21 protein-coding genes and 2 pseudogenes are annotated in these 18,173 nt (G+C 54.9%); 17 read left to right on the top strand and 6 right to left on the bottom strand.

Annotation, left to right across the window (positions count from 1 at the left end; genetic code table 11):
- The first annotated feature begins 2 nt into the window (after positions 1-2).
- The 11 genes from LVS58_RS16530 to LVS58_RS16580 all read left to right on the top strand — a co-directional run bounded on the left by LVS58_RS16530 (position 3) and on the right by LVS58_RS16580 (position 8,972).
- A complete protein-coding gene (locus LVS58_RS16530; RefSeq protein ID WP_233691966.1) occupies positions 3-848 on the top strand; it encodes a phage tail protein in 846 nt (281 codons plus the stop codon).
- Positions 823-1,029: a tail protein X gene (locus tag LVS58_RS16535; protein ID WP_233691967.1), complete on the top strand. Its 207-nt coding sequence runs from the start codon at positions 823-825 to the stop codon at positions 1,027-1,029. The genes LVS58_RS16530 and LVS58_RS16535 overlap by 26 nt, the downstream gene beginning before the upstream one ends.
- 60 nt (positions 1,030-1,089) lie before the next feature.
- Entirely contained in the window at positions 1,090-2,133 is a 1,044-nt protein-coding gene (locus LVS58_RS16540; RefSeq protein WP_233691968.1) for a phage late control D family protein, read from the top strand.
- A 37-nt stretch (positions 2,134-2,170) separates the two neighbouring features.
- The gene (locus tag LVS58_RS16545) at positions 2,171-2,740 is read left to right on the top strand and encodes a glycoside hydrolase family 19 protein (protein WP_233691969.1); all 570 of its coding nucleotides are present in this window, start codon (positions 2,171-2,173) and stop codon (positions 2,738-2,740) included.
- A complete protein-coding gene (locus LVS58_RS16550) occupies positions 2,740-3,294 on the top strand; it encodes a lysis system i-spanin subunit Rz (protein WP_233691970.1) in 555 nt (184 codons plus the stop codon). The genes LVS58_RS16545 and LVS58_RS16550 overlap by 1 nt, the downstream gene beginning before the upstream one ends.
- A 151-nt stretch (positions 3,295-3,445) precedes the next feature.
- Complete coding sequence (locus LVS58_RS16555) at positions 3,446-4,240, top strand: DNA adenine methylase (protein WP_233691971.1); 795 nt, start codon at positions 3,446-3,448, stop codon at positions 4,238-4,240.
- Between the two features lie 218 nt (positions 4,241-4,458).
- Positions 4,459-4,650, top strand: a complete 192-nt coding sequence (locus LVS58_RS16560) for a hypothetical protein (RefSeq protein WP_233691972.1) — start codon at positions 4,459-4,461, stop codon at positions 4,648-4,650.
- A 217-nt stretch (positions 4,651-4,867) separates the two neighbouring features.
- Positions 4,868-5,089 carry a hypothetical protein gene (locus tag LVS58_RS16565; protein WP_233691973.1) on the top strand — a complete coding sequence of 74 codons (222 nt, stop codon included), beginning with the start codon at positions 4,868-4,870 and terminating at the stop codon, positions 5,087-5,089.
- Positions 5,082-5,588: a hypothetical protein gene (locus LVS58_RS16570; RefSeq protein WP_233691974.1), complete on the top strand. Its 507-nt coding sequence runs from the start codon at positions 5,082-5,084 to the stop codon at positions 5,586-5,588. Before LVS58_RS16565 ends, LVS58_RS16570 begins: the two co-directional genes overlap by 8 nt.
- A gap of 1,591 nt (positions 5,589-7,179) precedes the next feature.
- Complete coding sequence (locus LVS58_RS16575; protein ID WP_233691975.1) at positions 7,180-7,809, top strand: hypothetical protein; 630 nt, start codon at positions 7,180-7,182, stop codon at positions 7,807-7,809.
- 116 nt (positions 7,810-7,925) lie between these two features.
- Positions 7,926-8,972, top strand: coding sequence for a hypothetical protein (locus tag LVS58_RS16580; protein WP_233691976.1), 1,047 nt, complete (start codon positions 7,926-7,928; stop codon positions 8,970-8,972).
- A gap of 104 nt (positions 8,973-9,076) precedes the next feature.
- On the opposite strand, the gene LVS58_RS16585 is transcribed toward LVS58_RS16580, so the two are convergent.
- A complete protein-coding gene (locus LVS58_RS16585; RefSeq protein WP_233691977.1) occupies positions 9,077-9,280 on the bottom strand; it encodes a hypothetical protein in 204 nt (67 codons plus the stop codon).
- A 585-nt stretch (positions 9,281-9,865) separates the two neighbouring features.
- Here LVS58_RS16585 and LVS58_RS16590 point away from each other — a divergent pair.
- On the top strand, positions 9,866-10,237 hold the full coding sequence (locus LVS58_RS16590) for a hypothetical protein (protein ID WP_233691978.1): 372 nt from the start codon (positions 9,866-9,868) through the stop codon (positions 10,235-10,237).
- A gap of 56 nt (positions 10,238-10,293) precedes the next feature.
- Positions 10,294-11,280 carry a hypothetical protein gene (locus LVS58_RS16595; protein WP_233691979.1) on the top strand — a complete coding sequence of 329 codons (987 nt, stop codon included), beginning with the start codon at positions 10,294-10,296 and terminating at the stop codon, positions 11,278-11,280.
- A gap of 233 nt (positions 11,281-11,513) precedes the next feature.
- On the opposite strand, the gene LVS58_RS16600 is transcribed toward LVS58_RS16595, so the two are convergent.
- Positions 11,514-11,720, bottom strand: a complete 207-nt coding sequence (locus tag LVS58_RS16600; RefSeq protein WP_233691980.1) for a hypothetical protein — start codon at positions 11,718-11,720, stop codon at positions 11,514-11,516.
- Between the two features lie 589 nt (positions 11,721-12,309).
- The gene (locus LVS58_RS16605; RefSeq protein ID WP_233691981.1) at positions 12,310-12,657 is read right to left on the bottom strand and encodes a hypothetical protein; all 348 of its coding nucleotides are present in this window, start codon (positions 12,655-12,657) and stop codon (positions 12,310-12,312) included.
- A 1,207-nt stretch (positions 12,658-13,864) separates the two neighbouring features.
- Between LVS58_RS16605 and LVS58_RS25335 the strand changes: the two are divergent.
- Positions 13,865-14,641: pseudogene (locus tag LVS58_RS25335) on the top strand (PAS domain-containing protein); the annotation flags it as partial.
- A gap of 99 nt (positions 14,642-14,740) precedes the next feature.
- A pseudogene (locus LVS58_RS25340) lies at positions 14,741-15,178 on the top strand (methyl-accepting chemotaxis protein); the annotation flags it as partial.
- A 42-nt stretch (positions 15,179-15,220) separates the two neighbouring features.
- On the opposite strand, the gene LVS58_RS16615 reads toward LVS58_RS25340, so the two are convergent.
- A complete protein-coding gene (locus tag LVS58_RS16615; protein WP_233691982.1) occupies positions 15,221-15,700 on the bottom strand; it encodes a hypothetical protein in 480 nt (159 codons plus the stop codon).
- Between the two features lie 163 nt (positions 15,701-15,863).
- Between LVS58_RS16615 and LVS58_RS16620 the strand changes: the two genes are divergently transcribed.
- On the top strand, positions 15,864-16,163 hold the full coding sequence (locus LVS58_RS16620) for a hypothetical protein (RefSeq protein WP_233691983.1): 300 nt from the start codon (positions 15,864-15,866) through the stop codon (positions 16,161-16,163).
- Positions 16,164-16,220: 57 nt separating this feature from the next.
- Here LVS58_RS16620 and LVS58_RS16625 read toward each other — a convergent pair whose 3' ends face one another.
- The gene (locus LVS58_RS16625; RefSeq protein ID WP_233691984.1) at positions 16,221-17,318 is read right to left on the bottom strand and encodes an SDR family oxidoreductase; all 1,098 of its coding nucleotides are present in this window, start codon (positions 17,316-17,318) and stop codon (positions 16,221-16,223) included.
- A 73-nt stretch (positions 17,319-17,391) separates the two neighbouring features.
- Between LVS58_RS16625 and LVS58_RS16630 the strand changes: the two genes are divergently transcribed.
- Positions 17,392-17,763 (top strand): MerR family transcriptional regulator, encoded by a 372-nt coding sequence (locus tag LVS58_RS16630; protein ID WP_233692025.1) that lies wholly within the window; start codon positions 17,392-17,394, stop codon positions 17,761-17,763.
- A 31-nt stretch (positions 17,764-17,794) separates the two neighbouring features.
- On the opposite strand, the gene LVS58_RS16635 is transcribed toward LVS58_RS16630, so the two are convergent.
- Entirely contained in the window at positions 17,795-18,031 is a 237-nt protein-coding gene (locus tag LVS58_RS16635) for a hypothetical protein (RefSeq protein WP_233691985.1), read from the bottom strand.
- Between the last annotated feature and the right edge of the window lie 142 nt (positions 18,032-18,173).

Here is an 18,173-nt window from a genome sequence, read left to right on the forward strand (position 1 = left end):
CTATGGCCTACATGGAGCAGCTGGAGTCTTCCCTGTCCGGGCTGGTTTCAGCGGGTGAGGCCGGTCGCAAGGGGGTGGACGGCATGCTGTCCCCACTCAATAGCGCGGTCGGCAGCATCACAGGTGCCGCGTCGGAGCTGGAAAACATTCCATTCTTGGGGCCTGAGGCGGGTGCGAAGCTTGGCCGGATAGTGCGCAGTATTAACGTGGCACAGTCTCAGGTGGGGCAGGTGGCGTCGATGTATAGCCGAGCAGTCACCGGTGCCGCTCAGGTACAGGAGCGGCTCGGCACCTTCAAGCAGATGGCGGCCAAGGTCACGGCCCAGGCCGGCCGGGTGGCGGGGTTGGTCGGCCCGTCGCTATCCAACGTGTTGCCTTCCGGCGGCCTACTGCGCTCTGCCACGCCGCTACCTGAGGCGGTTGCGCCATACCCGCACCTACTAATTATCCAGCCACACGACCCTAAGAAGCAGCCGTATTACTTCAACCTGGGCACGGCCGCCTTTGACGAGTTGCAGCGTCAGACATCGTTCCGTTGGGCTGGCCAGGAGCGTCTGCGTCGAGGCGTGGCCCAGCAGGCAGTGGGTCTGGGTGAGGAAAAGATCACACTCAAGGGTGCGATCTTCCCGCACCACAAAGGCGGCATCAAGCAACTGAGCGTGCTGCGTAGCATCGGTCGCAACCTGCAAGCACTGAAACTGGTGACGGGTTATGGCGAGGTGCTGGGCGATTGGTGCCTACTCAATATTGAAGAAGAGCAAAGCCTCCTGCTGGCGGGTGGCATCCCCCGTAAACAGGGCTTCAACCTGGAGTTTGTGAGCTATGGCAACGACCTGCAGAACGTCTGACGGGGATCTGCTGGATGTGATCTGTCAGCGCCATTACGGAAATCTCAATGGCACGGTCGAGGCAGTACTCGATGCCAACCCGGATTTAGCCAGGGAGGCACAGCCATACCGCGCCGGCTTGTTGGTATTTCTGCCCGATCTGTCGGCGCCTGCGGTCGAGTTGCTGCAGCTGTTCGACTGACCCCGCGTTACGCGTAACGAAGCCCCGCTCTGTGCGGGGCTTCCTGTTTCTGGAGTAAGCATGAAACCAACGTATCGAATCATTGCGGACCGCAAGGACATCACCGCGCTGATCAATGACCGCTTGCTGCTGCTGCGGATCTCGGACAAGCCAGGCATGGAGTCGGACGAGTTTGAGCTGCGCATTGACGACCGCGATCAGGTCGTTGCGCTGCCAGCGCGGGGAGGGGTAGTGGAGGTTCTGCTGGGCTACGAGGGGCAACCGCTGAAGCGCATGGGCGCCTACACGGTCGACGAAGTGCAGTTATCCGGCCCGCCTGATGAGCTGACCATTCGCGGCAAGGCCAGCGATATGCGCGGCAGTGGTAAGACCATCCGTAGCGGCAGTTGGGAGAATGTGTCGCTGTCCGAGATCGTCGCTGAAATCGCCAATCGCAATGGGTGGGAGGTGGTCTGCCCGGTCACGACGAAGGTGGAGCGGATCGATCAGCGCAGCGAGTCGGACTTCAACTTTGTGACGCGCCTGGCGCGGCAGTACGACAGCACCGCCAAGGTTGCTCAGGGCAAGCTGCTGGTGATGCCCCGACAGGGTGGGAAGAGCACTTCGGGCAAGTCACTGCAGGTCATCACCGTCAACAAGACGGACGTGTCCCGCTATCAGTTCCGGCTAAGCGACCGCAGTACGCAAAAGGCAGTGAAAACCCAACATCAAGATCAGAAGACCGGCGCTTTGAAAGTGGTCCAGCTGGACAACGAAGAATCGCCAGACGGCCTGCCCCCAGTTCACACCGACCGCCATATCTACCCCAACGAGACTGCAGCCAGACAGGCCGCCAAGGCGCGGCTGGCCGCGTTCAACCGCAGCACAGCGGGTGTGCGCCTGGAGATGGCGGGCCGGCACGACCTGTTCGCTGAGTGCTCGGTGAATGCCCAGGGCTTCAAGGTCGGGCTCGATGGCGGGTACCTGGTGGAAAGAGTGGAGCAAGTGTTCACGGCCAGCGGGTGGACCACGACCGTGGAGTGCAACGGCGGCAAGAAGGGCAAGGCCAAGGCCTCGGGCAAGAAAAAGAAAGACGACAAGCCGCTCAAGGTAGAGCAGCTCTAATCCTCAAGGCCGCACACGGCCATCACTGGAGAAACCAATGGCTATCTCAGTTCAACAGCTGCAACAGATCCTCCCCAACGCCGGCCGCAAAGCCGGCGTTTTTGTTCCCGGCCTCAACGCGACAATGGGCAAGTACTCGATCGTCACCCCTCGGCGTATGGCTGCGTTCCTTGCGCAAGTCGGCCATGAGTCGGGCCAACTGCTGTATGTGCGCGAGCTCGGTAACGATGCCTACCTCGCCAAGTACGACACCGGGCGTCTGGCGGAGCGCCTCGGCAACACCTCGACGGCTGACGGCGATGGTCAGCGGTACCGTGGCCGTGGGCTTATTCAGATCACTGGCCGCGACAACTACGAGGCCTGCAGCGAAGCGCTGTTCGGTGACAGCCGCTTGCTCAACACCCCTGACCTGCTTGAGCAGCCCGTTTATGCGTCGCTGTCGGCCGGCTGGTACTGGCAGCGGGCAGGACTCAATAGCCTCGCGGACAAAGTGCTGCGGGCCGATGACTCGGTGTTCGAGCTGATCACCCGCCGTATCAATGGTGGCGTGAATGGTTTGAAGGATCGCCAGGCGCTCTACAAGCGGGCGCTCGAGGTGCTGCAGTAATGCCGCTGAACTGGCGTATCGCGCTTCTGGCTGTTGCGGTCGGGCTCTATGCCGGCGGGCGAGGGGCGTGGGTGTGGCAGGCCAGCGAGTACGGAAAGCAGCTGGCTGAACAGGCTGCAGGTTATGTCCAGCAACTGGCGGACAGTGATCGGGCTCACGGTCGAGAACGTGAGGAGGCTGCAGCTGCGGCCCTGAAACAGTTGGCGGAGCAGAAAACTCAGCGACAAGCCCTGGAAGATCGCCTGCAGGAACAGGGTAAAATTCACTGGAAGGAAATGAACGATGCACAACAGATTCAAGCTCGCCTGCGTGACAGGCTGGCTACTGCTGACTTGCGGCTGTCAGTCCTTGTCGACGCCGGAGCCTGGGCCGCCACGGGTGGTGACGGTGGGATGCGGGAAGCCGCCGGCACCGGAGGCGTGGTTCATGGCGCCTTACGCGCCCGACTTGACCCAGCGCATGCTCAACGAATTATCGGCATCACCGACACAGGTGATCGAGGACTGATCGCGCTGCAGGCCTGCCAAGCCTACGTCCGCGAAGTCACCAAATGAAAAGAGGCGAGCCGGGTAGATGCGTCAACATCCAGCCCGGCCCGCCGAACCCGCAGACCCTTCCTGCAAGTCCAGCCGTGGCCTCTGCCTTGTGCACAAAGCGCGGCGAGCCTAACACCTGTTTATCCATACAGTAAAGACTTGCATACCTATGACCTCTCCTATCATTCCTTGGATGGGTGGCAAACGCCGCCTGGCCGACCGCTTGATCCCCCTATTTCCCCCTCATGAATGCTATGTCGAAGTCTTCGCCGGCGGTGCTGCATTGTTCTTCATGCGTCCCCAGCCCGCACCGGTGGAGGTGCTGAACGACCTCAACGGTGACCTGGTCACCTTGTACCGCGTTGTGCAGAACCACCTAGAAGAGTTCGTGCGCCAGTTCAAATGGGCGCTCAGCTCCCGGCAGATCTTCGAGTGGCAGAAGATGACCCGCCCTGAAACCCTCACCGACATCCAGCGCGCCGCTCGGTTCTTCTACCTTCAGCAACACGCGTTCGGTGCCAAGCTCACCAGTCAGGCATTTGGCACTGGCACCACATCCCCACCAATCAACCTGCTGCGGATTGAAGAAAACCTCTCGGCGGCATGGCAGCGTCTCGCCGGGACGTACGTTGAACACTTGTCTTGGCTTGACTGTGCCGAGCGCTACGATCGAGCGCACACATTCTTCTACATGGACCCGCCGTACTGGCAGACCGCCGGCTATGGGGTGAGCTTCCCGCTCGAGGAGTACGAGCGGATGGCCGACTTCATGCGCCGATGCAAGGGCAGGGTGATGGTCAGTATCAATGACCACCCGGACATCCGTCGAGTCTTCGACGGCTTCCACTTTGAGTGCTTGGACATCCGCTACAGCACCACTAATCAGCGCCAGTGCAAAGCCGAGGTTACCGGTGAGCTAGTAATTATGAACTGGCAGCAGTCTTCGCTGGGTGGGTTGTTTTGATCACTTCGAAACCTCAGTGTTGCCATTGCCCACATAAGCATCTGGCGTGGGAAGGACTGACCATGCGTCCCGGCACAACGTTTGTGGCGCTGCTACCACTGGGGCGTATGGAGCAATTGTTGCGAAACCCCCCGTGCGGTAACAAATGCTTGAAAACCGCTTACACTCGGCCATTACCCGCTGCCAGCGGATAACCCCGAAAGCAAGGAGCAAGACCGATGCAAATGAGTGAAGCGGGACAAGTGGTGCAGATGTTCGGCACCGAGCGCGTGAATGAGCACCTGGCCCAGGGCTGGAAGCTGTTGGCCGTGGTGGCCAGCACCTATGGCGATGGCAAGGACAATACCCTGCGCCCCTGCTATGTGCTGGGCAAGCCGCGCGAGGTGAGCGGGGTCATGCGTGTGCTGTGATGGCGCAGCAGTGGCGCCCGTGCGCCTAATTTGACGCTATGTTAAATCGAGGCCCCCAGTTCGAAAGCGCTGGGGGCCTTTTTTCTGACCGCGTCACCCAAAAAGAACGATTTGGGCGACCAAAACCGCTAAAGTGATTTGTCCGTACCCCACCCCCTCATAGCAGGAAAGCCCCCATGCGTGCACACTTGTCCTATCGCGGCCCCGGATCGAGGTCGTGGTCAGCCAGCATGCCCCCACGGCGCCGGTCTCGGTGCTGGTCAACCGGCACCTGGGCGTCGACCTGCTCAAGCCAATGCTGAGCCGCGCGGCCGTCGCGCTGCCCGATGGCACCGTGCTGGCCGGCCGGGTGCTGGAAGTGTCCGCCTCCGGCGACTATTTCGAGATCGCCGCCGGCTCGCCTGCGACCCCGGGGAGCCAGGAGCCGCGTTATGCGTAACGACCACCCACTGCCGCCCGGGCTGGCCCTGCCCGTCGCCTATGAGGCAGCGCTGCGCCGGCGCCTGGTCGACATCGAGGACGCCGCCACCCCGGTCAACTGCCTGATCGCCCAGGCCCGCGCCGAGGGCATGGTGGAATGCCTGGAAACCGTCACCCACGGCATCCCGGCCGGGCACATCGAGCGCCTGTACCTGGTGATCGAGGACGCCACCAATCGCCGCCTAGCAGTGCTGGGGGGCCATGCAGTGATCGGCCAGGCGGTGGATGTGAACACCCTGCGCGTGCTGGCCAGCACCCACCAGGTGCGCGAGGCCGTGGCCGGCCGCTGGGAAGACGACCGCAGCCAGTGGACCCTGAGCATCCGCGTCGGCGGCCCCACGGCGCGGCTGATCCCGGTGCGCTCCAAGCGCGAGGCGGTGAAGACCTGGGCCAAGCTCGATACGTTGGTGAAGTTTGCCGAAGACGCCGGGCTGGACGGTCTGCGCGTCGAGCTGTGATGTGGGCGCCGTCAAGCTGTCGGACTGATAACCTATGCACGGCTGTAGCGTAACGCCAAGCGCCGTCGCCGGCCTAAGTGGTTCTGTGGAACAATTTTTGTGGAACAATTAGCTAAGGCAAAAAATGTTTTGCCTCAGCGGGTGCGCCCGGGGATAGGACAAATCCCCGGCCTAGAGAGATTTTGCCCGGCGCCCGGGCAGGGCGGTGCCTGGTTGGCTCGGCCTTGGGCTGCGCCCGGCGACGCCCAGCGGGGTATGCTCAGCGGGTGGCTGCCGTAGCGCGGCGCTGTAAAGCGACTTGACAGACCGAATCGCAGGCACAAAAAAACCGCCTTAGAGGGGGCGGTTTGATTGTCGCATCACCATTTAGAGAAGTGGTGGTGCAAAGCTCGTTGGAGCGACTGACGCAAGCAATATACCGCAGTGTAAGGATTGAACTCAACCAGCGGTGACATAGAAAACCGTGCATTTCCCGTCTTTAAAGATGTTTTTAAACTCTGAAGCATCCGAAAGAAGTTGACGGCGCGTTTTTACAGCTTATCTAATAAAAAAATAAATCCTTTAAAATCAATGATTTGGAATTCTCTAAATCAATATGTTGAATTTTAGACATAACTAGGAGTTCCAACCGCAAAACTTTCCGGTAATATTGCATCTGCCGGCAGCGACAACGGCCCCAAGTGACCGGTGGTAGCGCTGCAAGCTGGCCCCTTCGGTGGCGGACTAGAGACCCGCCCCGGACTTGCGAAGGGTAGAACGGCAAGAACCCTGGCTCGTTGGAGCGACTGACATTGCTTCCAACAGGCGTGCCCCATCACTCCGTTCGGGTGGGGCATGAGCCAGGCCGCCAAAGAAAGGAGGGCCACCATGGGTAAACACCATTGGTTTTGGCGTCTCGTGGACCTGGTGAGTACGGCGATGCGGCTTTGGGCCGTTTTCGACAAGCTCCGTGGTCCAGATGACCTGATGCAGTAAGCAACACGACCCCGCCACTGGCGGGGTTTTTTTGCCCAATTAAAAGCCCGCTGGCAGCACTTCGGCGCTCTCGGGTCATGCGGCCTGCACGATCCGAGCGGCTCCGGCACTTCATGTTTTGCCATGGTCCCGATCACCTTCGCGCCGCGCCGCTTGAAATCCTGCAGGCGTCAAGTGACTTGACGGACGGCGCGCTTCAATTCGTGCGCGCGGGCACTAGCTTTTGGTTTTTGCTTGATGGCTCGGGCTCGGGCTCGGGCTCGGGTTCGGGTTCGGGCTGAGGGTCAGATTCTCTGTATACAGATGATCCTCCTTGGCACACCCCGCCCCGGCGAGTGATATTCTCGGAACCGAATCGCAGGCACAAAAAAACCGCCTTGGGGGCAGTCTTCTCCGCCGGCGGGTTGGATGCCACGCCGGCGGCGGTACTGAAGTGCTTGGCGCAATGACGGTCCTGGTCCCGCTATCATTACTGCAGGCAGGGCGTTCTATCGTGGTGAACGTACTGGCGGACAAGGGCCGCAAGGTCGCGAACGTTTAGCGCTGAGGTTGCTTTCGGGGGTGATTGGGCCCATTGCATTCTGGGTCAATAGTCTAACTAGGAGCTAAGGGTGCTATGGATTCTGGGAATGTTTCAGCAGTGATATCGGCGGTGGCAGGTATTAGTGGTGTAGTGCTTGGTAACTTGCTTGTCGCAATCAAGGAATACGTGACCTCCAGAAGTAAGCGGAAAGAAAATATTGCTTATTTGTGTATTGTTGCAGTTTCCCATTTGGAAGGTTTTGCAGATGCTTGCGCTGGTGTCGCAAGCGATGACGGTACTGAATCTGGTAGGCCGGCGGGTGATGATGGCCAAGAGCATGCTGTAACTACTCGTGCCCCTGAGTTCAGGCCTTTTGAATTTGCAGTGGATTGGAAGCTGCTTCCAAAAAAACTAATGTTTCCAATTTTATGTCTGCCTGAAAAGCAGCGGCAGCTCCAGGATAAATTGTCGCAGATCAGCGAGTATGAATGGGATCCTCCGTGTCATACGGAGTACTTTTGGACGAGGAGACGCGGGTATGCGGAATTTGGCCTAATGGCTTCACGACTGGCGCGAGAGCTTCGTGATCATGCCGGAATGCCGCATGAGGGTAACCCTTCAAATCAATCGAGGAGAGACGATTATCTCAAAAACGTTGTTGAAACTATCGACTCTAAGCGCGAGGCACACCTGCAGCGTCAGAAAGTCACAGCAGAACTATAGTTGAAGTGCTGTTTGGTTGGCTCAGCTGCTCGTAATCAGGGGATAACTATTAGGCTTGTGTCTTTGGATTGTTCATCAGGCTTAAATTTTTATAATTGACGAAGTGGGAGTTGATATTGGACCGAATTACTTACATTATTGGCGCAGGATTTTCGGCACCTGCAGGGCTGCCTGTCATGAGCAATTTTCTTGCAAAATCTAAAGATCTTTATTATTCCGATATAGATCTGTACAGGGATTTTGGGAGGGTGTTTGAGCAGATTCGTAGTCTTTCATATGCGAAAAATTATTATAGTACTGATTTAATGAATATTGAGGAGATACTTTCGATTCAGGAAATGTCTGAATTTCTTGATGGTAGAAAGCTGTCGTCGGACTTCTCGGATTTTATAATTAAAACAATTGAGGCTTATACGCCTAAACTCAAAATTGAGAGTCGTGCTGCGAACTGGTATGACCATATATTCCGTGGTGGAAGGAATATCGAGGCGCTTGGGATTTTTGTTACCTCGCTTTTGGGGGTCCGGTTTGATGATTATCGGAATTCTTCGCCCAGAGGGCCGGTGTTACTAAAAGATGAGCATAAAGATTATGCGTACTCAGTGATTAGTTTAAACTATGACATGCTGCTGGAGAACTATGCTGACTATTTGGGGCGCTCTTTCACCACGTCAGGTATAGAGTCTCTGGGTTTCAAAACTGAGGGGTACGATCCTGAATGGTCAGTGCCTCATTTGGCGAAACTGCACGGCTCTGTGCATACCAATGAAATTGTGCCGCCTACATGGGCAAAAGGAACGCACCCATCAATTGTTACTACGTGGAAAACAGCTTATCAGATTCTAAAGGACTCAAACCATATTCGATTCGTAGGTTATTCACTTCCAGTAGCGGACTCGTATCTTAAATACCTGTTGAAATCTGCTGTCATTGAATCGCACCATTTGAAGTCACTGGATGTGATCTGCATGGATTGGAATGGTGATGTACGCACTAGGTATGAGGATTTTTTTGCGTTATCGAACTTCCGATTTAAAAACTCCTCTGTTGTCGATCTTGCGCGGGAGATCGCCGCTGCTACGGTTTCCGGTGGTGGCATTGGTACTGAAGTACGAACCTTTAGAGCTGCAGAGACAGCATACGAAACCTTCATGAGTAAATGATAACCCAAGGAAACAGATGCAAATCCATCATCGGTGGGCCGTCGCGCTGCATGTTGGCTCGGCCGCCAGATGAAGCAGAGGAGGCAGTAGGCCGCTTTGCTGATTTAAGCCTGCAGGCGCTCGATCCCGATCAAGATGGCTTCCGCGTGGGTGTCTAGCGTTCTCAGGGCTGCCATGATGTTGTCGTGGATCGAACCACGTTGACTAATCCAGCGGGACAAATCTTCCAGTGCTGGTCTGATGTCGGTTTGATTGAGTAGGGAAATTTCCAAGGTGTCTGCTGTGATTGAGGGTTTGTCGCCCGTCATGGTTTCCTAGTACCGTCGATATTCTTAGGGCAAATTTAGGGCAGAATCTGGAACGCTTCGGGCCTGAATAGGCCTGTTGGTCAGGAGAGGATAACCGTTTTTACTGGCCTATCGCGGCCTTTTGCGCATGTCGGGCGGGTTCAAATCCCTATCCCTTGTTTAGGCCGGGTCAGTGTCAGACCCGGTTCGTTCTCCATGGGCGCGCTCGGGTCTATCCTTGAGGCAAACTATTCGCCATTTAATGCCAATCTATGCCAACGCACATGTGGAAGCCAAGAAAAAAAGGCGCCTAAGACCTGATATTGTGGGTTTTGGGCGCCTTTTCCAGATCCTACTGCAGTACTATTGGTGTGTGCTTGCCTGGATGCTCTGGGCTTTGAGATGTTTTGACGGCAGACTGAAAGCGTTCTAGGCCTTGGAATACGGGCTTTACGGCATTGTTTCATAAGAACGGCTCTAAAAGCCGCGACAGAATAAAATTTTCAACAGCTTCAAGCACTGGCGATATAGGCAGATTTGGATGAGTTTGTTAATATGACGAAGGTTTAGTATTGAATTTCTCTTTCTGAAACAGAGGGATCAGGAATGGCGGTAAACTTCTTTACAAGTGATCCTCAAGCGCTGCTGGATAACTTCAATAAGCGAATTGATCAGGAGGATCCAAAGGGAAAAATCACAACTTGGGTTAGGGATGCTGATGGTGACTATACTCATGTTGCTAGTGACTGGGGCGGTAAAGCTTGGTTTCGTCCAAAGATTATTAGTGGTGCTCTTGTTTTCAATATTCTGGGGAGGAAGAAATTTTTTATGCCGTCGGTGGTTTATGGGTATTATCATGGCCATTTGACAGAAACTTTCTTAAATCATTTTGATACGATGTTTACCAGCAGCTCATCGACCGCCTTAGCTACAAAGGATGACACCCTAGGTGGCAGCGAGGCACAGCAGGTCGAATGATTATCGCGCTTCTTGTATATTAACTATTAAGCTGTATAGGTACGGGAGTTGGTGCCATGGTTGATGGTAAGGCTGAACCTGAAGAAGTCGCGATAAACGATGAGGCTTCAAAGGAGCAATTGGAGCCTGGTGGGCAGCAAAGCAGCAAGGGAGAGGTTGGGCAGGAGTACCAAGGGTTAAAGTTTCGCGCCGGTGAGTTTAAACTAAAAATTAAGGAGCAATGGCGTGGGAAATCTCAAGAAGAGTTGCGGCGAGAGATTCAAAGTCAACTAAAAGAGCAGGGTCTGTCTGATGCGCCAAAAGAATTTGTAGATCAACTAGCTAGGGGCGTCGCGAAGGAGCTCGGAAAGAAAACTCGGTCGCAAAATATCAAGAGTATTTTTAGATTTGGCGTTTTAGCTAGTGTGGCAATTACGGTGGCTTCATTTTCTGCTTTGATGTCACAAACCGCTGATAAATATGTTCCACGAGAGGAGCTACGCACGGCTTTAACTAATGCTATAGTGAAAAACAGTAATATTGATGATATAAAGCTGGTTTATCAGAGTGAGGTTAATATACCGGCTGAGACTATTTGGCCGCTTATTAAGCCGCATCTTTATTACGAGAAAGCTTCCTTGAGTCTTTTGGCTGTCTTGAATGATCTTAAGGTGTTAAGATTAAAAAGTGGGGAGGCTCTTGATTCAGAGGGTGTTAATTTCATTTCGCAAGTTAATATTCTTATTGCTGAGCATAATAAGGTTAATCCTTTTGATGGGCTTGATGAACAAAGTCTGCGTGACTTTCGGGGGATTTCATACAAGCTCAGTGAGGTTGAGTATGATAAAATTAAAGATGAGTTGTTAAACTTGAATTCTGCGATTAAAGAAAAAAACAACCTTATCGGGCAATACTTGAATAGTAGCAATTTGAGTCTATATGTCTCTGTCGCTGCTTTCATCTTCTCTATAATCGTGACCCTGTGGCAGTTTCTTCCAAATAGGAAAACCAGTCAGAAACAGCTCATTGCTGAAGCTATCAATGAGCATATGGATAAGAGGTAGGGCAGTAGGCAGCCCCCATACCCTGCGAGGCTGGTGCTACAACAATGGTACCGAAGCATATGATCATCACTGCAGCTCTTGAAATTTGAGGGTTATGTAGAGCGGTCTCCAATCATCGTGCGAGGACAGGTGTGGGTGGCGATAGGCTGGAAAACCGAAGGCAATCCTCAGATAGCGGTTGGGGGGGCAGTGCGCTGCAGATCACGCTGGGCAGCTGGGACTGCCTTTCGGGTTCAAGCTCGTAAGCGTTCGATCCCAGCCAAGATAGCTTCCGCATGCGTATCTAATGTCATTAGAGCAGCCATGACGTTGTCGTGTGTATGGATTGAGCCACGCTGACTAACCCAGAGCGAAAGCTCTTCTAAGGCTGCTCTGATAGCAGCTTGGTTCAGTATCAGCAGCTCCATAGTGTCTGCTGCGGTTGCGGCTTTCTCGTCCATGAAGGTCTCTTGGGTCAGTTGTAAGGCCTTAGGCGAGGATAGCCTGCTTTCGGGATTACAGCGGCTTGCCGAATCGCTTTTCCAGGCTGTCGCCGATTACCAGCTTCGTTTGATAGCCAAGGTTCGTGGTACCGAATTGCCGAAGCTCCATTAGGTAACCGGGGGCGCTTACTGATCCCAGGGGGCTGGAGGAGTTCGCCGGTTCTGTCGCCGGACAGCTGCTCGGGAAAGCAGATCCGTCCTGTTACTCGCGGGAGGCAGGCTACTTGGCCGCGCGCCAGAGGAGGGGGATTAGTAACGGTGGAAGTGGGAATATCTGGTGAAAAGTCAGTTCCGCAACTGGCTATAGTCCCCTTGATTTCAAAGGTCTTCAGAGCCACTGAAAGTGATTTTTTGCGGAACCGTATTTGTCTTAACCTATTGAAAATAAAGAGAATGTCTCTCGGATTGCAAATCCGTCTACGCCGGTTCGATTCCGACCTCGGCCTCCACCATTCGAAAGCCCCGCAGATTAACGTCTGCGGGGTTTTTCTTTATGGGTCGAAAAAAGGCAAGAGTTCCGAAACTTTCGGGGTGGAGTTCCGAAAGTTCAGCCTTTCGAGGGCTTTGCGATCGCGCCGACGCGGCGGTAAACACGCTCGGTAATCCCCTCTTTCGAGTGGCCCAGCAGCACGCTTGCCTCGCTCAGGTCGTTGATCTCCGATGCGGCCTTCGGTCGGATATCGCGGAACTGGAACTGTGCGATTCGATTGGCCAGGTCTGGCTTCTTTTCCAGTTCGGCTTTTACCTTGGCTGCCTCGCGGGCATCCGCCCACCGGTTCCGCAGCATCGGCCAGCTCATGCGCTTGCCGTGCTCGTTGACGATGAAGAACGGCGAAAGGTGCTGGCTGGTGTATCGCATGATCCGATCGAGCAGCAGGCCCAGGCTGTTCTTCACACCATTCGCTTCCAAGATGATCCTCAGTCGCTTCTCGGGCTTGCCTTGGCTGACCAGCAGTTAGATCCCCACCATTACGTCCTTTCGCACGGACAGCACGTCCGACGGCCGCTGGCCAGTCAGGTACGGCAGGTCCATCGCGCAAAACACTGAGAAATTAGTCAAAGCGATAGGCTTCTGGCCAGGGCTTACGATGCAGAAGTCATTTCAGAGTCTGCGCCCAGATGCGGGGTTGTGTATGCGGCTTCCCGTCCGCTCGTTTTTGCCTCAACGTTCGCCTTTACAAAGAAATTGGCCAAGGGACAGCAGACTAGGAAGTAGTGTGTTCCCAAAGCCGCTTGATCGAGTTGTTGTTCTACGCTTGGCACACCTGTTCTGTTGAAGTCGTTTTAGTCGTCTCTATGGTTAGGTTCGCTATGTTTTTTTTCACGACCTAGAACAGAACAGCTGGAACGGAGTAATTATGAGAATTCAAGGACCGGCATATTGGGGCTGGGCCGACCCAAAGCTTCACCATCGTACCTCATGACGAAATTCTGCTCCACATGAGTCGAACGGATTTGGAATTGCAATGTGCCCTGTTCGATTTGATGTCATAGTGAAGGCATAGGGACATCGGCACGTATTTTCGAGCCAGCCCTCCAGGACTCGTCCAAATGCTAAGCGACGATAATTTTTGCTATGTGGTTCGTCGGCCTCTCCTTGTTCTTGAAACCTGTAACTCAAGGCTTGCACCTAGATTCTGCGGGCGGTATCTAGGGCATCATCTGGGATGATGCTGTGTCCTACCAAGCGAAAACGCATGAAGCCTGGATCCATTTTTGAGCCAGAGACCTCAGCCTCCGCTACCAGTGTGATCCAGAATCTCAGATGGAACTGCGATTTTTAGCGGTAATTCTCCGCTCCTCCAGTATTTTGCGTTAAAGCGGGAGCGGCCACCTGTTGCACAGAAAGGCCATGGCCTGTGGGGCGCTCGCTTTGCACAACGGAATGCATGTCCTTTTGTCGAGGTGCTTCAGCCGTTCCTTAAGCCAGAGTCGTCGGATGACGATCACGGTTCCTGATCCTATAGCTATTTAATAGCTGGCTGGGAATTTTTTCATACCCCGTCCGTATACGCAGAGTGATGAAATCAAAAAATGACTGGGCGCTCAAGGAAAGAAGGCCTGTGTTGATATTTTCTTACCCAGAAAAATTGGAGGCTTCTATGTTTAACCGTAATCTTAAAAAAACTCTGCAAGAGCAGAGCGCGGAGCTGTTACTGCTACGTCAGCAGGTCGAGCAGATGGACAGAGGGATGCTCTCCATAAGACTTGATGCACAGTTTCGTATCTGCTCATTTAACCGACTTCTCTCAGTAACTTTGGGGTATTCCGACGAGAGCCTGTATGGTCGCCCGCTCTCTGAGATCGTTCCGCCTTACGTTAAAGAACTACCTTGCTTTCACGCCTTTAACCAGGCTGTAGCGCGATTTGAACCCGTAAATGACGAATATCGTTACCTTCGCGCTGACGGTACTCTTGCGTGGTTGAAAATCTATTGGCTCCCCATTCGAGATCAAGATGGAAGCCTCGCCTATGTCCAGGGTTACGGCAGTGAAATAACTCGCACCGTGGAGCAGGCGAAGGAAAATGAGGCTCTCATCCAGGCGCTGGTTCGGTCCACTGCCGTCATTGAATTTAACTTGGATGGAACTGTAATCACAGCTAACAAGCGGTTTCTCGAGGCCATGGGGTACTCATTAAGCCAGATTGTTGGAAGACATCATCGTTTATTTTGCCCCGCCGAAGAGGCTGCATCTCCCCAGTATGAAAATTTCTGGAAGACGCTCAATCGTGGCGAGTACGTCGCGGATCGTTTCAAACGGGTCGATGCCCGTGGTAGCGATATTTGGCTCGAGGCTACCTACAATCCTGTGCACGACACTGAGGGCAGGCTGTCTAAAGTTGTAAAGTTTGCGAGCGTTGTTACGGACCAGGTCGCAAGGGAGCAAGAAGTTAAGGATGCAGCTGGCGTTGCTTTTGATATATCCCAGCGAACTGATTCGAGCGCAGAGCGTGGTGCGGTGGTAGTGACGCGTACAGTCGACACCATGCGCAGTATTGCTGAACAAATGAAAGCGGCAACCGAGAGCATCGAGGCACTTGGCAAACAGTCTGCGTTGATTAGTTCTATTGTTCAGACCATTGGCGGTATTGCTTCACAAACGAATCTACTAGCACTAAATGCCGCTATTGAAGCTGCGCGTGCTGGGGAGCAAGGTCGAGGTTTCGCTGTGGTTGCTGATGAGGTGCGCAAATTGGCTGGTCACACCAGCTCGGCTACTGAGGAAATCGTGAGCGTTGTCCAACAGAACCAGGCGCTTGCTGATCAAGCTGTTAGCGAAATATTCAGCAGCCGAGCAAAAGCAGACCAAGGCCTCGTACTAGCTAATGAAGCTGGTACCGTGATCTTGGAAATTCAAAACGGCGCTAAACAAGTGGTCGGGGCGGTTGGCCGCTTTGCGAATGAGGTGAGGTAGTTGTTCCGTTAAAGGATTCGTGTCGAAAATAGCTCAAGCCAGCTAGTGTCTGTAGTCACGCTGGCTACTTGGTGCGCTCTGGATCGGTGTTCTGTGGGCATGGGGATCTCCTGCCGGCGGCGTCAGGCCGTCAGGCGCTGATAGCGTTCGATGAGGTCGGATGCGTTCGCTGCGACAAGGGCCCGGGCTTCGTACTCGCAGACGCCGTTGCCCAGAGGCTTTACCTGGTTGGCTCCTGAAATTTCTTTCGGTACAGCTGGCCTGTTCGAGGAACAGCCCGCGGTCGATGATGTAGTCGGCCCGAAATCCCTGAGCGCGCTTCGGCTCGTGCGGCTTGAGCATGCGAAGCGTGATGTCGATCATTACGTAATCGCCGACCATCACCACGTCGGCGTGCTCAGTGACGTGCTGCGGAAGGTATTTGCGCATGAACGCTGCACACTTTCGGGCGCTGGCCACCTGTTCTTCCGTCAAGGTATGGGTTTGCAGCTGCATGACCTGAACGACGGATAGCTGCTGCATGGATCGCACTGTCATCCGTCACCTCGGTGAAGAGGAGGTATCTGCTGAATAGCCGATTGTCCGATTCAGCTCACAGAAGAGTCAGACGAATTTGCGTAAAGCTGCACGTTCGCTATGGTGGCAATTAACCACCTGACTACAACTAAAGTCGTAGGAGCGCTTCATGAGAGTTCGCGGTGATGTTTTCTGGGCCTGGGCTGACCCGACGCTTCATCACCGAACTCACGACGAGACGCTCGACGATGGGACATACATTGATGTTCAGACGCGGCTGTCGCGGACAGGCAAAACCCAGATGTTCATCGGGGTGTACGCCCCGGGTGGCATGGCTATCCTTGAGGAGGCCTTCGATTCTCGCCCTGGCGAGTCGATGACCAGGGCGCTGGCGTGGGGCGTTGGCCGGGCCCGACGTGTCGCCACTGAAGGTGCGCCCGCTGCAGGCTTTCTGGCTGCCTCGAAATAGCGGCCAGGCGCGCAGCGCGGTGGTCAAGCGGCGACCAACTGTCATCAGCGAAGCCGGTTATCCTCGCTGGCCAGCGCCCTCTCTTTCGGGCTTTTTCATCAAGTGGTCGTTGACATAGCGCACCGTGTTTTCCAAGGCCTGCGTCATGTCGGGATGCGTAAACGCGTACTTGCGCTCCAATTGCCTGCTGTTACCCATGTCGAAGCGCTGTGTCTGAATGAAATTCAATGACTCGGCGCTGATCGCCAAGCGGGTCGCCAGCCCCGGAATTGTCAATATCGACTTGAGCAGCCCTATGGGTACATGGCGGCGGGGTGCCTTTATCTTCAGCGTGTCTGCGATCTGCACAAGCATCCCCTGTAGGTTGGGTGTTCGCTCATACAGCGCCAGAACTTGCCGGTTGGCCATGGCGGGGTCGAACGCCACGCAAGTCATCATGTTCACCAGATAATCGACGCTGACCAATGGCAACCAGTGACTGGCGGAACCGGGCACAGCTTTGAACCGGCCTTGTGACAGGTTGCGAATGAGTTCGGCAAGCGGTTGTCCGTCCAGGATATGCCCGTTCTCGCTGTGGCCACACACCGTAGCAGGATGAACAATCGTGTAATCCGCATCCGCGTCCTGCATATAGCGGATAACTGCAAAATGGGACTCGACTTTGCTGCCTTCGTAGCCACCTACACGGGCGTAGACTGCGGGCCAATTTGTGTTTTCAGGGCACTGTATATCAACCCCGATACGGGCAAGGTGGTTGAGGTTCTGCAGCATGAAGCCGCCTACCATGAGCAATCGGATGCGCTGGCTGGCCGCAAGCCTGGCCACGCGCAGAGCTCCTTGGACATTGACTGTGCGGGCGCGCTCCGGTGTGAGCCCCCAGGAAAACTCTGCCGCGAGATGGAAAAATACAGCGGCCGCAGTGACGCGTTCTTTGTCTGCTTCGCTGAGGCCAAGCCCCTCCCGGCTGATATCGCCTTCAACGGCATGGATATACTCAGGCTTACCCCCCAGTTGGCCTACCTGCTTCCTGAGACGTTCGATGTTGCCGGGACTGCGCATCAGCACCCAGGTCTTGTGCCCTTGCGCAGTAAGACGGGCCAGCAAATGTTGCCCCACAAAGCCGCTGCCGCCGGTGACGAAGCATTCCACACGCATGTTTGAACCCTTGTTTGTATGACAGGCGCAGGCTAAGGTGTAGAGCGTGCTCTACAGTCAAGGATTTTTTAGCGTGAATATTGGAGAGTTGGAGCGCCGGAGCGGGGTCAGCCGCCATGCATTGCGCTATTACGAACAGCTGGGGCTTATCGCGCCACACCGACAAGCCAACAATTACCGCAGTTACAGTGAACAGACCGTTGCCGACTTAGCCTTCATACAGAGTGCCCAGGGCGGGGGCTTTTCACTCGCTGAGATCGGGGACATTCTTGTGGCCAGGCGGGGTAACACGATCGATTGCGCGCAAGGCGCCGTCTTGGTCGCCGCCAAGATGGCCGAAATTCAAGCGAAGATCACCACGCTACAAGCCGCGTATGTTTTCCTGGACGCGGAGCGCGCCAAGCTCGAAGCCAGTGCTATTGCCAATGGGCAGATAATTCCCTGAAGTCCTGTCCATGACCCTTTTCGATTGAGCGTCAGCCTTCAGGTAAGGTGACACCGCAGATAAATTCCTGCGTCCCCAAGCGGTGCGAGCCGAATTCAACCACGTAGCCGTCTCCTCTGCGTTCCGCCTCTGCCTTGGCCGTTTTCTGGTCGGCATAAACGTCGACAAAATGCCATGGATGTCGGTCTCTCAGGACTCCCCATCCGATGACCCAGCCTTCCCGCGAAGGGTCCGGCGGCAGATGCTTCGCCAAGCTTCGAATGGACATACCTATTTCCTCATATTCACAGGCTCGCCTTTGCAGGTTGAGCACTTTTCTGGAACCACACCGCGCGGGGGGCAGTCTTCAGCATGAAGGATGAGTGATATTTCCAGGTTTCCACACCAACTATTGAAATGTTCACAGTCTA

The organism is Pseudomonas sp. JR33AA (assembly GCF_021378985.1).
Classification (GTDB): Bacteria; Pseudomonadota; Gammaproteobacteria; order Pseudomonadales; family Pseudomonadaceae; genus Aquipseudomonas; species Aquipseudomonas alloputida.

Excerpts from the sequence above, each read along its gene's own strand:
- LVS58_RS16540 (WP_233691968.1), top strand. The coding sequence starts at position 1,090 with ATGAAACCAACGTATCGAATCATTGCGGACCGCAAGGACATCACCGCG.
- LVS58_RS16570 (WP_233691974.1), top strand. The coding sequence starts at position 5,082 with ATGCGTAACGACCACCCACTGCCGCCCGGGCTGGCCCTGCCCGTCGCC.
- LVS58_RS16615 (WP_233691982.1), bottom strand. The coding sequence starts at position 15,700 with ATGCAGCAGCTATCCGTCGTTCAGGTCATGCAGCTGCAAACCCATACC.
- LVS58_RS16590 (WP_233691978.1), top strand. The coding sequence starts at position 9,866 with ATGGCGGTAAACTTCTTTACAAGTGATCCTCAAGCGCTGCTGGATAAC.
- LVS58_RS16585 (WP_233691977.1), bottom strand. The coding sequence starts at position 9,280 with ATGACGGGCGACAAACCCTCAATCACAGCAGACACCTTGGAAATTTCC.
- LVS58_RS16620 (WP_233691983.1), top strand. The coding sequence starts at position 15,864 with ATGAGAGTTCGCGGTGATGTTTTCTGGGCCTGGGCTGACCCGACGCTT.
- LVS58_RS16600 (WP_233691980.1), bottom strand. The coding sequence starts at position 11,720 with ATGGACGAGAAAGCCGCAACCGCAGCAGACACTATGGAGCTGCTGATA.
- LVS58_RS16595 (WP_233691979.1), top strand. The coding sequence starts at position 10,294 with ATGGTTGATGGTAAGGCTGAACCTGAAGAAGTCGCGATAAACGATGAG.
- LVS58_RS16535 (WP_233691967.1), top strand. The coding sequence starts at position 823 with ATGGCAACGACCTGCAGAACGTCTGACGGGGATCTGCTGGATGTGATC.
- LVS58_RS16545 (WP_233691969.1), top strand. The coding sequence starts at position 2,171 with ATGGCTATCTCAGTTCAACAGCTGCAACAGATCCTCCCCAACGCCGGC.
- LVS58_RS16635 (WP_233691985.1), bottom strand. The coding sequence starts at position 18,031 with ATGTCCATTCGAAGCTTGGCGAAGCATCTGCCGCCGGACCCTTCGCGG.
- LVS58_RS16560 (WP_233691972.1), top strand. The coding sequence starts at position 4,459 with ATGCAAATGAGTGAAGCGGGACAAGTGGTGCAGATGTTCGGCACCGAG.
- LVS58_RS16625 (WP_233691984.1), bottom strand. The coding sequence starts at position 17,318 with ATGCGTGTGGAATGCTTCGTCACCGGCGGCAGCGGCTTTGTGGGGCAA.
- LVS58_RS16555 (WP_233691971.1), top strand. The coding sequence starts at position 3,446 with ATGACCTCTCCTATCATTCCTTGGATGGGTGGCAAACGCCGCCTGGCC.
- LVS58_RS16550 (WP_233691970.1), top strand. The coding sequence starts at position 2,740 with ATGCCGCTGAACTGGCGTATCGCGCTTCTGGCTGTTGCGGTCGGGCTC.
- LVS58_RS16530 (WP_233691966.1), top strand. The coding sequence starts at position 3 with ATGGCCTACATGGAGCAGCTGGAGTCTTCCCTGTCCGGGCTGGTTTCA.
- LVS58_RS16575 (WP_233691975.1), top strand. The coding sequence starts at position 7,180 with ATGGATTCTGGGAATGTTTCAGCAGTGATATCGGCGGTGGCAGGTATT.